A 13712-nucleotide genomic window follows, 5' to 3' on the forward strand; every position below is an offset into this window, starting at 1 on the left:
CCATGCTCGACTGGGACGATCTGCGCTACTTCCTCGCCGTCGCGCGGCACGGCAACCTCTCCGCCGCCGCGCGCGTCCTGAAGGTCACCCAGCCGACCGTGGGGCGGCGCGTCGCGGCGTTCGAGCGGCGCCTCGGGGCGAGGCTCTTCCAGCGCTCGCCGTCGGGGTTCGCGCTCTCGGCCGCGGGCGAGAGCGTGCTCGGCCACGCCGAGCGCATGGAGCAGGACGCGCTCGCCGCCGAGCGCGCCGCCGCCGGACGCGACGCAGGCCTGAGAGGCCACCTCCGTATCACCGCGTCCGAGTGGCTCGCCACGCGCGTCCTCGGGCCGCTGCTCGTCCCGTTCCTCGCGCGCCACCCCGCCATCTCCGTCGATCTCATCGCGGACGCGCGGTGGCTGAGCCTGCCGCGTCGAGAAGCGGACATCGCCCTTCGCCCCGCCGCGTTCGAGCACCACGAGGTCTTCCAGCGCGAGGTCGCGCGGATCGGGTTCGGGCTCTATGCATCGGAGACCTACCTCGCCGAGCACGGCCCGCCGGACTGGGGCCGGCAGTGCGAGGGCCACGCCCTCGTCACCATGAACGACGAGCCTCCGGCGATCGCCGACCTGTCGTGGGTGCGCGCCGTCGCCGCGAAGGCCCGCGTCGCCGCGCGCACCAACGGCCGCGAGCCCCAGGCGACGATGGGGGCCGCCGGCGTCGGGCTCGTCTGCCTGCCCCGCTACCTGGGCGACGCGACAGCCGGCCTTTGCCTGCTCTCGCCGCCCTCGCCGCCGCCAGGGCGCAAGCTGTGGCTCGGGGTGCACCGCGACACGCGCGGGGTGCCGCGCGTGAAGGCGCTCGTCGCGTTCGTCGCCGACGCCCTCGGGCCGCTCCGGAGCGCCCTCGACCCCGGCGCGCGGCCGCGCGCGTCAGGCGGCGAGCGCCCCCGCTACCGGCCCTGATCGCGCTGGCACGCCCTGAGCTCCTCGAACGGCGCGTCGCACGTCTGGGGCAGGAAATCGGTCCTGCACTCCGGATCGCGCCCGCTCACGCAATCGAAGAGCGACGCGATCGACGGCGCGAGGTACTCGCAGGGGATATGGTTCACGGAGGCGATGGTCTCGCCCATGCAATCGAAGAAAGGGGCGGTCAGCGCGTTGCACGGGCGCTGCACGGAGAGCAGGTCGGCGCAGCGCTCGGCACACCGGAGCTCCGGGCACGTGACGCCGTCGAAGAGCGTGCAGAAGAAATCGCACGAGGCCCTCTGCTCCTCGACAGAGGCCCCGCCGGAGCTCGCCGACTGCGAGCCCCCGGCTGCGCCGGCGCCCCCGGCGCCGTCGGAGCTCCCGGGGAGCCCGTCGACGACGACGGCCCCGCCGCAAGCACCCGCCCCCGAGAGCGCGATCAGCGAAGCCAGGAAAGCGAAGATCAGCGTCGTTCTCATCAGGGCATCTTATAACGCGGCAGGCACGGCAGCGGCGCGCGTCGCACGTTCCGCGCGCCCCGATGGCCAGCGCGGCAGGCACGGCAGCGGCGCGCGTCGCACGTTCCGCGCGCCCCCGCCGCTCACTCCACCGCCTGCGATTGCTCGATCGCGTCCTCGCGGCGCTCCCGGCGGTTGCACGCGAGCACCTTCTTGCGGACGCGCACCGCGTCGGGCGTGACCTCGACGAGCTCGTCGCCGTCGATCCACTCCATCGCCGTCTCGATCGTGAGCAGCCGCGGGCTGGCCAGGAGGACGTTCTCGTCCTTGCCGTGGTTGCGCACGTTCGACAGCTTCTTCTCCTTGATGACGTTGACGTCGGTGTCGTTCGGCCGGTTGTGCTCGCCGATGATCATCCCCTCGTAGACCTCGACGCCGGGGACGATGAAGAACATGCCGCGCGGCTGCAGGTGGTGCAGCGCGTACGGGGTCGCCACGCCGACGCGATCGGCGACGATGGCGCCGGTCGGGCGGCGCATCATCGGGCCGCCCCAGGGCGCCCAGCCGTCGAACATCGTGTTGAGCAGGCCCGTCCCGCGCGTCGCCGTCAGGAACTCGCCGCGGAAGCCGATGAGCCCGCGCGACGGCACCCGGAACTCGAGGCGGGCGCGGCCGAAGCCGGGGTTCGTCATCTTCACCATCCGGCCGCGCCGGGAGCTGAGGCGCTCGGTCACGATGCCGACGTAGGTGTCCGGCACGTCCACGACCACGAGCTCGAGCGGCTCCATCACCTCGCCGTCGATCTCGCGCGTCACCACCTCGGGGTTCGAGAGCTGCATCTCGTACCCCTCGCGCCGCATCGTCTCCACGAGGATCGCCAGCTGGAGCTCGCCGCGGCCGAGCACCACGAACGTGTCGGGCACCTCCGTCGGCTCCACCCGGATCGCGAGGTTCTTCATCGCCTCGCGCTCGAGCCGCTCCTTCAGGTGACGGCTCGTCAGGAACTTCGACTGCTTGCACTTGCCGGCGAAGGTCGACGTGTTGACGCCGATCTTCATCTTGATCGTCGGCTCCTCGACCACGATGCGCGGCAGCGCCTCGGGGTGCGCCGGATCCGTGATCGTGTCGCCGATCGTGACCGCGTCGATCCCGGCGATCGCGATCACCTCGCCCGCGACGGCGCTCTCGACCGCGACGCGCTTCAGCCCCTCGTAGGCGTAGAGCATCTTCACGTAGCCGCGCGACTGGCCGCCCTCGGCGAGGAGCGCGACGTCGGCGCCGGACCGGGCGGTGCCGCGGACCACGCGGCCGACCGCGAGCCGGCCCACGTACTCGTCGTGGGTCGTGTTGCAAACGATGACCTGGAGCGGGCCGTCGGGGTCGCCGGAGGGGCCGGGGACCCGCTCGAGGATGGTCTCGAAGAGCGGCTCGAGGTCCTTCGCCTCGTGCTCGAGCTCGCGCTTCGCCTGGCCGAACTTCGCGATCGCGTAGAGCGTCGAGAAGTCCATCTGCGCGTCGCTCGCCTCGAGGTCGCAGAAGAGGTCGAACACCTCGGAGAGCACCTCGTGGGCGCGCGCGTCGCTCCGGTCGATCTTGTTGATGACCACGATGACAGGGAAGCCGCGCTGGAGGCACTTCGAGAGCACGAAGCGCGTCTGCGGCAGCGGGCCCTCGGCGGCGTCGACGAGGAGGAGCGCCCCGTCGGCCATCATGAGCGTGCGCTCGACCTCGCCGCCGAAGTCGGAGTGGCCGGGCGTGTCGACGATGTTGATCTTGACCCCGCGGTACCGGATGCTCGTGTTCTTCGCGAGGATGGTGATGCCGCGCTCCCGCTCGAGGTCGTTCGAGTCCATGACCCGCTCGGCCACGACCTCGTTCTCTCGGAAGGCGCCCGACTGGCGCAGCATGTGATCGACGAGGGTCGTCTTCCCGTGGTCGACGTGGGCGACGATGGCGATATTGCGGAGATCGTTACGGGGCATATACGGCGGCGGCCGTGTAGCACGCGACCCACGGAGGAGCGAGCCCATCCTCGCTAGAGCCCGAACGTTCGGCCTGCACGGGGGCCGCGCGTCGAGGCGCTCGGATGAGGAGCGCGAGGCGCGGGAGCGGCGCGCGCCGAGCGGGCGAGGGGAGCGGTAGCGATTGACAGCCGGAGGCGCGCGGCCATAGGGTGCGCGCCGCGCTGGTGCCCGGGCGTTCGCCTGGGCCGAAGAGGGAACCCGGTGAAACTCCGGGGCTGCCCCGCAGCGGTAAGCGAGAACGACCTCCACCCCATGCACTGGCCCGACGAGGGCTGGGAAGCGGTGGACAGTAGGGAGCCGGTCAGACCGGAGCGCTCGCGAGCCCGAAGACCTGCCAGCGCCCGGCGGCGGGAGACATCCGGCGCCGGTTCGACCTGGGAGCCTCGAGGGAGGCGGTGAGGTCCGAGCCGGTGCAGCTCTGCCTCTGCCACGTCCCGGATACCGAACCGCCCCCCGCGTCGCCTTCCGGTCGCCCGCGGGGGCGAGAGGTCGGTCCAGCGCACCGTGCGATGGCCAGCCATTTCGTCCTCGCGGAGCTCGACGCGAGCGGCCCGACGCCGCTCCGCGCGATTGCGGCGAAGGAGGACACGAATGCTGCGCGAGACGGTCACTACGAGCCACGGGCACCGCCATCCATTTCATCTGCTCGCCGCGTTATCCATGGTGCTGGCCGCCGCGCGGCCCGCGCGCGCCGAGGGCCTCGCCCCCGAGTCGCCCGCTGCCCCGCCGGAGGCCGCCGCTGCCCCGCCGGAGGCCGCCGCTGCAGCGCCCGCCGGCGAGGGCGCGCCCGCGGGCGACGCCGCGATCGAGGTCACGATCCAGGCGGAGAAGCCGGGCAGCGAGGCCGCGTCGCGCGTCTCCGTCGGACACCGGGAGCTCGAGCTCAGGCCGAGGCTCCGGCCGGGCGACCTCCTCGAGGCGGTCCCCGGGCTCTTCGCCGTGCAGCACGCGGGCGGCGGCAAGGCGAACCAGTACTTCCTCCGCGGATTCGACGCGGACCACGGGACCGACGTCGCCTTCTTCGTCGACGGCGTGCCCGTCAACATGGTCAGCCACGGCCACGGGCACGGCTTCACCGATCTCTACTTCATGATCCCGGAGCTCGTGACAGGGCTCGACGGGTACAAGGGGCCTTATTACGCGAGCATCGGCGACTTCGGTACGGCGGGCGCCGTCAACCTGCGCTTCGCCGAGAAGCTCGAGGAGAGCCACGCGCAGGTCAGCCTGGGGCAGTACGGTATCCAGCGCGGCCTCGTCATCGCCTCGCCGGATCTCGGCGACGCGTGGCGCGCGGTGGCCGCGGCGGAGATCTACCGGAACGACGGGCCGTTTCTGAGCCCGGAGCGGCTCGAGCGCTTCAACGTGTACCTGCGGGCCACGCACGATCTGGGCAACACAGGCAAGGTCCAGATGACCTGGATGTCGTATGGATCGACCTGGCACGGCTCCGGCCAGATCCCCGCGCGCGCCGTGTGCGGCGAGGGTGAGCAGGGCGGGTTGAACCCGCCGCCGTCGGCGTTCGGACAGCCGTGCATCGACCATTTCGGCGCCGTGGATCCGACCGAGGGCGGGGCGACCGAGCGGCACATGGCGTCCGTCGCGACCTCGATGGCGTGGCGGGACGCCGATCTGAGCGCGCTCGCCTACCTCGTCCGCTACCGCTTCACGCTGTACTCGAACTTCACGTTCTTCAGCGAGGACCCCGTCCACGGCGACCAGATCGAGCAGAACGACGACCGCGCCGTCGGGGGCGCCGATCTCCGGTTCCGCCGGCAATACGAGATCGGCGGGGCGAGGTTCACGACCTCGCTCGGCGCGCAGATCCGCGCGGACGCGATCGACAAGTCCCTCCACCACGACGAGGCGCGCGATCGGATCGAGGAGAAGAGCAGGACCCACGTCGACGAGAGCCAGATCGGCGTTTACGTCGAGCAGGACGCCCGGCTCCGGCGCTGGCTCCGCGTCGTGCTCGGGGCGCGCGCGCAGTGGATCGACGTCAACGTGGACGATCCGGGCGAGGACCTCGAGGCGGCGGGGAACAGGTCGAGCGGCGCCCGGGGACAGATGCAGCTGCTCCCGAAGCTCACGGCGATCGTGTCGCCCGCCGAGGGGGTTGATCTGTTCGCCCACTTCGGGCGGGGCTTCCACTCGAACGACGCGCAGGGCGCGGTGCTGGGCGAGGGGGCGGCGACGCTGATCACGCCCGCGACGGGCTACGAGGTCGGCGTGCGGGTCGCGCCCCTGCGCGGGCTGTCGCTGAGCGGGGCCGCGTTCCTGCTCGACCTGGACTCGGAGCTGGTCTGGAGCGGCGACGCGGGAGCGACCGAGGCGTCGGGGCAGACGCGGCGCTACGGGATCGAGATCGGCGGGCGCTACCGGCTCGGGAGCTGGCTCTTCGCGGACGTGGACGCGACCTTCACCCGCGCGCGCTTCCGCGAGAACGCCGGCAACGCGAGCGCGGTCGCCCTCGCGCCGACCCGGACGCTGACCGCGGGCGTCGGCGTCCGCCCGACGTTCGGCGCGTTCACGCCGTTCGCGGCGCTGCGGGTCAAGGCGATCGGCGCGCGGCCCGCGACCGAGGACGAGTCGCTCACCGCCGAGGGGTTCACGGTCGTCGACGCCAACGCCGGGCTGCGGTGGAAGAACGTCGAGGTGGCCGCGGACATCCAGAACCTGTTCGACACGACGTGGCGCGAGGTCCAGTTCGCGAGCGCGTCGCGGCTGCCGTACGAGCCGGCCCCGGTCACCGGGATCCACTACTCGCCAGGGTGGCCGTTCACGGCGATCGGGCGGGCGACGCTGTACTGGGAGTAGGCGCCGCGCCGGCTCATGTCCGGCGGAGGTCCTCGCGTAGCGCGTCGAGCGACGCACGGAACGCGGCTTCGCTCACGGCGGCGCCCGTCGCCGCGGGCAGGAGCGCCGCGAACATCTGCCAGGCTTTCCGGAGGTCACATACCCTGTGCGGATAACGCTGACGGGCAAGGAGCGTGAGCCCTGTCACGACGCTGCGAACCATCGCCGCCTGGAACCCCGAGCCCTCGAAGACAACCGCTGAGCACCTGATGGACGCGCTCGCCTCCGCAAGGAAGCTCGCGATCGCCCTGCGCGCGGGCGCCGGCGGCAACGACGCCCCGCTCTCGATGAGGGTGAGCAGCCCTATGCCGCGCGGGTGCTTCTTGGCGAACTCCGCGCACGCGTCCCTCAGGTGGCGCGCGCCGTCCTCGGTCGTCTCGCGGCGCCAGATGACACAGAAGATCCGGTGCCAGGAAGCCAGGACGTAGTCCGGTTGTCTGGTGACCACGTGCCAGGGGTCGGGATGCATGATGGTGCTCGTTCTGGAGCGGTCGCAGCGGAGATGCTCGCGGGGGCCTCAGGGTACACCGGCGTTTCTTCGCCCGCGACACGCACACCAAATCGAGCGTGAGCCACCGGGCGTCGGCAACGGATCGGCGGCGCGCGCCCTCGGAGCTGATGGGCAAGACAACCCCGGTGCCCTCGAGGCTGGGTGGCTCGCGCCGGACACGTTCGATGGCGCCACAATCGATGAGTCCGCCCTGGCACTCTCGAACCCTTCGAGCGGCCAGCGGTGGCCCCGCGCGGCCGCCAGCGGGCGCTCTCGACGCCGGCTCATGGGGCCATTGCTGTGCTCGTCACTCGCCGCTGCCGGCCGCCACGATGACGGCTCGCAGATGCGGAGAGCAGGACGGGAACGGAGAGCCTCGCCGCGTGGCAAACGTGCACCCATGCTGTAGGCTGTGCCGCATGGATCCGACGGAGCTCGGCGCCGATCTGCAATTCCGCCTGCTGGTCGAAGGGGTGAAGGACTACGCCATCTTCATGCTGGACACCGAGGGGCGCGTGATCACGTGGAACGCCGGCGCCGAGCAGATCAAAGGATACTCCGCGCAAGAGGTGATCGGCTCGCACTTCTCGCGCTTCTATCCGGCCGAGGCGATCGAGCGGAAGTGGCCACAGACAGAGCTCGCCGAAGCGCGGCGCGTGGGCCGCTTCGAGGACGAAGGCTGGCGCGTGCGCAAGGACGGCTCGATGTTCTGGGCGAACGTCATCATCACGGCCCTCCACGGCCCCGGCGGCGAGCTGCGCGGCTTCTGCAAGATCACGCGCGATCTGACCGAGCGCAAGCGCCAGGAAGAGTCGCTGCGGCAGAGCGAGGAGCGCTTCCGCACGCTGGTCGAAGGCGTGAAGGATTACGCCATCTTCATGCTCGACCCCGAGGGCAGGGTGACCATGTGGAACGCCGGCGCGGAGCGGATCAAGGGATACTCCGCGCAAGAGGTGATCGGGACGCACTTCTCGCGCTTCTATCCGGCCGAGGCGATCGAGCGCGGCCGGCCAGAGGCGGTGCTCGCCGCCGCGCGTCGCGAAGGCAGCTTCGAGGACGAAGGCTGGCGCGTGCGCAAGGACGGGTCGTCGTTCTGGGCGAGCGTCCTCGTCACGGCCATCCACGGCCCGAGCGGCGAACTGCGCGGCTTCTCCAAGATCACGCGTGACCTGAGCGAGCGCAAGCGCCTGGAGCAGATGGAGTCCAACGCGCGCCAGATGGAGGAATTCGTGGCGATGCTGGCGCACGAGCTGCGCAATCCGCTGGCGCCGATCGCCAACGCGACCAGCGTCCTCAAGCTCGAAGGCAAGGACAACGCCCAGGTCGTCTGGGCAGCCGGCCTGATGGAACGGCAGCTCGGTCAGCTCGTGCGGCTCGTCGACGACCTGCTCGACGTGAGCCGCATCACGCGCGGCAAGATCGCCCTGGAGTCCAAGCGGATCGATCTCGCCGACGTGGTGACGCGCGCGGCGGAAGCGTCCCGGACCTGGATCGACGCGCGCGAGCAGACCCTGGAGCTGCAGCTGCCCGCCGAGCCGCTCGCCATCGTTTCGGGCGACCTGGCGCGGCTCACGCAGGTGGCGAGCAACCTGCTGCACAACGCGGCGAAGTTCACGCTGCCGCGCGGCTCGATCCGGGTCACCGTGGAGGCGGACGACACGCACGCGATCCTCCGTGTCCGCGACAGCGGCGTGGGGATAGCGCCCGAGCTGCTGCCGCAGGTGTTCGATCTGTTCACGCAGGGGGATCGCGGCCTCGATCGCGTCGAGGGCGGGCTGGGCCTCGGATTGACGATCGTGCGCCGGCTGGTCGAGCTGCACGGCGGGACGGTCCAGGCGCTCAGCGAGGGGCCCGGCAGCGGCAGCGAGTTCATCGTGCGATTGCCGCGGCTGACGCGCCCCCTCGCGCCGCCGACGGCGGGCGCGCCCGCGACGAAGGCCGGGCGCAAGCTGCGCATCCTCGTCGTCGACGACAACCGCGACTCGGCCGAGAGCATGGCGCTGCTGCTCAAGCGCATGGGCAACGACGTGCACGCCGCGTTCGACGGCCCTTCGGCGCTCGAGCTCGCGGCGCAGCTCCAGCCGGACGTCGTGCTGCTCGATATCGGCATGCCGGGCATGACAGGATATGACGTCGCGCGCGCGCTGCGCCGCATTCCGGGCCTCGCGGGCCTATCGCTGTTCGCGATGACCGGTTACGGCCAGGAATCGGACCGCCGCATGACACGGGAGGCCGGGTTCGACGTGCACCTGGTCAAGCCGGTCCGCGCGGAGGTGCTGAAACAGCACCTGGCGGACATCGCCAATCGCGCTGGAGCCCGCTGAGCGCCTCATCCCGCCGCGGGCCAGGGCGCCATTGCGAGGGCGCGCGCCCTGCGCTTCCATGCCGCCCGCCTCGTGACCACGCCGCCGCCGCCCCCGCCCGCCGCGCTCCGCGCCACGCGCGTCCGCGCAGAGATCGTCGCGACCGGCTGGGAGCTGTTCTCGGCGCTCCTGTTCCTCTCCGCCGTCGTCCCCGCCGCCCTCACCACGCCGTGGCCGGCGATCCTCCTGCTCGCCTCCCTGGCCGCCTCGGCCGCGCTCTCGGGCGCGCTCACCCGCCGCGGCGACCGCGGCTTCGCCGTCGCGGCGGCGATCCGCGCCCTCTCGTGGCCGCTCGCGGTCTTGCCGCTCGCGTTCCGGGGCGCCCCGACCGCGCCCCCCTCCTGGCCAGGCCCGCTCGGGATCGGCCGCGCGACGCCGCCGTCGTGGCTCGGCCTCCTTGTGACCGCGGTCGCCTTCGGCGTCATGGCGGGCGGCATGCGCCGCGCGATCTACCGCGCGCTGCTCCGCGAAGGCGCCGTCGAGGGCGGCGCCGGAGACGCCGCCTCGGCGCGCGCCCTCGCCGCGGCGCTCCGGCCGAGGCTCGCGGAGTCGGCGGCGACCGCGGGCATCGTCGGCGGGCACGTCATGCTGCTCTTCTGCGTCGCCTTCCTCCGCACCCAGAGCCAGGTCGTGTTCCAGGCGTGGTTCGAGGTCGTCCCCCTGCTCGCCCTCTCCGGCACCCTCGGCTTCACGCTCGCCGTGCGCCCCGCCACGCGCCCGATCCTGGCCGCCCTCGCGGCCGGCCCTTCCGGCGCCCGCGCCCTGCTCGGCCGCGGCCTCGCCCGCGCCGAGCGGCTCCCCGACGTGCTCGCCTCCTTGAACTTCGCGCTGTGGCTCGGGTGCACCGCGATCGGCATGGCCTACGTGCGCGTCGGCGCCACCTCCAGCGTCGCCGACGCGCTCATGCAGCTCGGCTTCGGCGCCCTCTTCGCCTTCGGCGTCTCGTTCTACCAGCGCGCCTGGCACAGGGACTCGGTCGCCCGCGCGGTGGACCTCCTGCGCGCCTGGACGGGCGCGCCCGAGCACGGCGGCGCGCCCCCGACGCCCCTCCGGCGGCGCATGCTGCGCGACTTCGGGCTGCCCCTCCTGTTCACGGGTCTCCTCTCGCTCTTCTCCTCGATCGGCCTCTACCGCGCGCTCGCCACCGGCTCGTCGTTCGACGAGGACTTCAACGCGATCACCGCGCTCTTCGCCTCGCTGTCCCTCCTCGTCCTCGCCGCCCTCGGCGTCGTCGCGCGGGCGGCGCGCGAGCTCTCCCGGCCGATGGCGCAGCTCGCCCGCGCCGCCGACGAGGTCGCGCGCGGCGAGCTCGACGCCGCCGTGCCGCGGCTGTCAGGGCCGAAGGAGGTCGTGGGCCTCGGCGAGAGCGTCGAGCGCATGCGGCAGGCGCTGTCCCGCACGATCGCCGAGCTCGAGGCCGAGCGCGCCGGCCTCGAGGAGAACGTGGCCGCGCGCACCGCGGAGCTCACGCGCGCCCTGTCCGAGCTGAAGCGGACGCAGGCCGCGCTCATCCAGGGCGAGCGGCTCGCCTCCATCGGCGAGCTCGTGGCCGGCGTGGCGCACGAGATCTATAACCCGCTGAACGCCATCGCCGGCGCCGCCCAGCCGATCGAGGAGCGCGCCGCGGAGCTCCGCGCCGTCCTCGACGCGTACCGCGAGGCGGAGCGCGATCTCCCGGGCGAGCGCCGCCGCGCGCTCGAGGCGCTCCGCGAGCGGCTCCAGACCGAGGCGGCGCTCGACGATCTCGCCGGCATCTCGACGCTCGTCCACCGCGCGGTCGAGCGCAGCGTCCGCATCGTCACGAACCTGAAGAGCTTCTCGCGCGTCTCGGGCGAGCCGCTGCCTGTCGACCTGCACGCGGGGCTCGAGGAGACGCTGCTCCTGCTCGGCCCGCGGCTCCGGCAGGCGCGCATCGAGGTGATGCGGCGCTACGGCGAGCTGCCGCCCGTCACCTGCCGGGGCGGCGAGATCAACCAGGTGTTCATGAACCTCCTCGTCAACGCCATCCAGGCGCTCGAGGCGCCGCCGGCGCCCGCCGCGCGGGCAGAGGAGGGGACCTCCGGCGGGGGCGCGGCGCCGCGCGCGCCCGGCGAGCCGGCGATCTGCGTCGAGACCTGGGTCGACGAGGACATGGCGGCCGTCGCGATCTCGGACAGCGGGCCGGGCGTTCCGCCGGACCTCGCCCAGCGCATCTTCGATCCGTTCTTCACGACGAAGCCGCGAGGGCAGGGGACCGGCCTCGGGCTGTCGATCTCGACCGAGATCGTCCGGCGGCACGGCGGCACGCTCGCCCTCGCGCCAGAGCCGGAACCAGAACGAGAAGACGGCGACGCCGGCCGCGGCGGACACCCGTGCCGCGGGGCGCCGGCCTCGGTCCACGGCGCGCGCTTCGTCTGTCGCCTGCCCCTCGATCCTCGCCCGGCGAGCGCCCGTCCGCAAGGCGATACCCCTCCTCCCGCGCGCCCGTCCGCGGAGGCGAGCCCGCCCGAACGGCCGTCCGCGGAGGCGAGCCCGCCCGAACGGCCGTCCGCGGAGGCGAGCCCGCCCGCTCGGCCTGTCGCGCGGCTAGGCTAGGCTAGGCTCGACGAGACGAGCGCGTCCTCGGCGCCGGTCTCCCACCCCACCTCCACGCGGAGCTCGCGCGAGATTCATCGCAACCCGATCGCGGGCCCGTAGACCAGCTGTTTCAAACCGGATACGTTCAGCGAGCGATCCGACTCACCGCACAGCGCAATAGGGCCCTGAGAGACGAGAACGGCTCTTCTGGGGAGCGCTGAGGAGAAACGAAGGCACCATGGAGCGCGCGATTCAGCGACCGGCAGGTCCCAAGGCTTCGAGCACCGATCCGTTGATCGGGAAGGTCGTGGCCGGCAGGTACCGGCTCGAGGCACGGCTTGGCGAAGGCGGCATGGGCGTCGTTTATCGCGCCCGCCACGTGCTGATCGACCGGGTCGTCGCCCTGAAGCTCATCCGGCCCGATCTCCGCGGAGAGACCCACCTCCGCGCGTGGATGCTGCGCGAGGCGCGCGCCGCAAACCGCGTTGATCACGCCCACATCATCGATATCCACGACATCGGCGAGACCGAGGAGGGCGAGCTCTATCTCGTCATGGAGTACCTCGTCGGCACGCCGCTCTCGGCGGAGCTCGCGCGCGGCCCGATGCCGATCGCGCGATCGGTGGACATCCTCGAGCAGATGTGCGCCGCGCTCGCGCGCGCCCACGACCTCGGCGTCGTGCACCGCGATCTGAAGAGCGACAACATCCTGCTCACCCACCGCGGCGGCCGGAAGGATTTCGTCAAGATCCTCGATTTCGGCCTCGCCGCCATCGCGCGTGACCCGCGCCTCGCCCCGAAGGGCGCGGTCTTCGGGACGCCCGAGTACATGTCGCCCGAGCAGGCGCGCGGCGAGGAGGCGACGTCGCAGTCCGACCTCTACGCGCTCGGCGTGCTCTTCTTCGAGATGCTGACCGGGCAGCTCCCCTTCCGCGCGAACGACCGCGACACGCTCCTCGAGATGCAGCGGACCCACGCGCCGCCGCGGCCCCGCTCGATCCGCCCCGACGCGCACGCGCAGGGCGAGGCGATCGTGCTGCGCCTGCTCGAGAAGGACATCCGCAAGCGCTACCGCGACGCCCACCACCTCCAGGAGGAGCTGAAGGCGCTCCAGCGCGGGCTCCCGGCCCACGCGTGGGAGGTCGAGGGGAGCGACGGCGTGCCGGTGCCGCCGCCGCCGCCGCCGCCGCAGAGCGCCGGCGTCATCGAGTGGGCGAGCCGGGCGGCCCTGTTCTCGCGCATGGTCTCCCGCGCCTACCCGTCCGGGCAGGTGCCGCAGGAGGTCCAGAACGGCCTTGCGCAGGCCTGGGACCTCGCCGCGCGCGCCAACAAGCTCGAGGGCGAGGTCGCGAGCCTCACCCGCAAGCTCGAGGCGCTCGAGCGCCGCGGCCGCGCGCTGCGCGCCGAGATCGGCCGCAAGGTCGAGGAGCTCGCGCACGAGGAGTCGCGCGTGATGCGCGAGGCGATGGCCGACGGCGAGGACGTCGAGAAGGTCCGCGTCGAGCTCGCCGCCGCCGAGAAGCTCGCGCTGTCCGCGCGTCAGCTGGCGGACGGGGCGGCCCGCCAGGGCAACCACGATCCGCTCATCTACGAGCGCGCGGGCGCGGCCGGCGCGACCGCGCAGGCGAAGCGCGAGCAGCTCGGGCGTTACGAGCACAAGAAGAACACGCGCGAGGCGAACGCGCGCGACCTGCGCCGCCAGATCGACGAGCTCCGCGCCCAGCTCGCCCGCTACGCCGAGGCCCTGGAGGAGGACCTGGCCCAGGGGCGCGAGCGCGTCGCGGCGCGCACGCGCGAGGGGCTCGCCTACGAGAAGTCGTTCAGCGAGGCCTCCAACCTGCTGCTGAGCCACCTCCGCAACAAGCCGGAGTGTCGGGACCTCGTGGCGGAGCTCCTCACGTCCCACGCCAGCCCTGGCGCGGACTCGGGCTCGGATCAGCGCCTCTCCGGCTCGGATCGGCGGCTGAACAACGCGACCGAGCGCAACTGAACACGGACGGAGACAGCTGAACACGATCGAGCGC

8 protein-coding genes and 1 riboswitch are annotated in these 13712 nt (G+C 72.5%); of the genes, 5 read left to right on the plus strand and 3 right to left on the minus strand.

The window, feature by feature from the left end; translation table 11 throughout:
- Positions 1 to 2: 2 nt before the first annotated feature.
- Complete coding sequence (locus tag WMF22_RS05135; protein WP_437297987.1) at positions 3 to 941, plus strand: LysR family transcriptional regulator; 939 nt, start codon at positions 3 to 5, stop codon at positions 939 to 941.
- On the opposite strand, the gene WMF22_RS05140 is transcribed toward WMF22_RS05135, so the two are convergent.
- Together WMF22_RS05140 and typA are read right to left on the minus strand one after the other, a co-directional pair.
- Positions 929 to 1423 carry a hypothetical protein gene (locus WMF22_RS05140; RefSeq protein ID WP_438035033.1) on the minus strand — a complete coding sequence of 165 codons (495 nt, stop codon included), beginning with the start codon at positions 1421 to 1423 and terminating at the stop codon, positions 929 to 931. The two genes, WMF22_RS05135 and WMF22_RS05140, sit on opposite strands and share 13 nt — an antisense overlap.
- A gap of 122 nt (positions 1424 to 1545) precedes the next feature.
- Positions 1546 to 3432 (minus strand): translational GTPase TypA, encoded by a 1887-nt coding sequence (typA, locus tag WMF22_RS05145; protein ID WP_437297989.1) that lies wholly within the window; start codon positions 3430 to 3432, stop codon positions 1546 to 1548.
- A gap of 139 nt (positions 3433 to 3571) precedes the next feature.
- Positions 3572 to 3779: riboswitch (cobalamin riboswitch) on the plus strand.
- 238 nt (positions 3780 to 4017) lie between these two features.
- On the opposite strand from typA, the gene WMF22_RS05150 reads away from it, so the two are divergent.
- Positions 4018 to 6240 (plus strand): TonB-dependent receptor, encoded by a 2223-nt coding sequence (locus tag WMF22_RS05150; protein WP_438035034.1) that lies wholly within the window; start codon positions 4018 to 4020, stop codon positions 6238 to 6240.
- 13 nt (positions 6241 to 6253) lie between these two features.
- Here WMF22_RS05150 and WMF22_RS05155 read toward each other — a convergent pair whose 3' ends face one another.
- Positions 6254 to 6748, minus strand: a complete 495-nt coding sequence (locus WMF22_RS05155; RefSeq protein ID WP_438035035.1) for a hypothetical protein — start codon at positions 6746 to 6748, stop codon at positions 6254 to 6256.
- A gap of 440 nt (positions 6749 to 7188) precedes the next feature.
- On the opposite strand from WMF22_RS05155, the gene WMF22_RS05160 reads away from it, so the two are divergent.
- From WMF22_RS05160 to WMF22_RS05170, 3 genes are all read left to right on the plus strand, one after another.
- Complete coding sequence (locus WMF22_RS05160; RefSeq protein WP_438035036.1) at positions 7189 to 9093, plus strand: hybrid sensor histidine kinase/response regulator; 1905 nt, start codon at positions 7189 to 7191, stop codon at positions 9091 to 9093.
- A gap of 72 nt (positions 9094 to 9165) precedes the next feature.
- On the plus strand, positions 9166 to 11706 hold the full coding sequence (locus WMF22_RS05165; RefSeq protein WP_438035037.1) for an ATP-binding protein: 2541 nt from the start codon (positions 9166 to 9168) through the stop codon (positions 11704 to 11706).
- Positions 11707 to 11926: 220 nt separating this feature from the next.
- Positions 11927 to 13678 (plus strand): protein kinase domain-containing protein, encoded by a 1752-nt coding sequence (locus WMF22_RS05170; RefSeq protein WP_437297994.1) that lies wholly within the window; start codon positions 11927 to 11929, stop codon positions 13676 to 13678.
- Positions 13679 to 13712 lie beyond the last annotated feature (34 nt).

It is taken from the genome of Sorangium sp. So ce204 (assembly GCF_051526795.1).
Classification (GTDB): domain Bacteria; phylum Myxococcota_A; class Polyangia; order Polyangiales; family Polyangiaceae; genus Sorangium; species Sorangium cellulosum_B.

What these genes read in the sequence shown, in the direction of transcription:
- WMF22_RS05135 (WP_437297987.1), top strand. Translation starts at nt 3, where the DNA reads ATGCTCGACTGGGACGATCTGCGCTACTTCCTCGCCGTCGCGCGGCAC.
- WMF22_RS05140 (WP_438035033.1), bottom strand. Translation starts at nt 1,423, where the DNA reads ATGAGAACGACGCTGATCTTCGCTTTCCTGGCTTCGCTGATCGCGCTC.
- typA (WP_437297989.1), bottom strand. Translation starts at nt 3,432, where the DNA reads ATGGGCTCGCTCCTCCGTGGGTCGCGTGCTACACGGCCGCCGCCGTAT.
- WMF22_RS05150 (WP_438035034.1), top strand. Translation starts at nt 4,018, where the DNA reads ATGCTGCGCGAGACGGTCACTACGAGCCACGGGCACCGCCATCCATTT.
- WMF22_RS05155 (WP_438035035.1), bottom strand. Translation starts at nt 6,748, where the DNA reads ATGCATCCCGACCCCTGGCACGTGGTCACCAGACAACCGGACTACGTC.
- WMF22_RS05160 (WP_438035036.1), top strand. Translation starts at nt 7,189, where the DNA reads ATGGATCCGACGGAGCTCGGCGCCGATCTGCAATTCCGCCTGCTGGTC.
- WMF22_RS05170 (WP_437297994.1), top strand. Translation starts at nt 11,927, where the DNA reads ATGGAGCGCGCGATTCAGCGACCGGCAGGTCCCAAGGCTTCGAGCACC.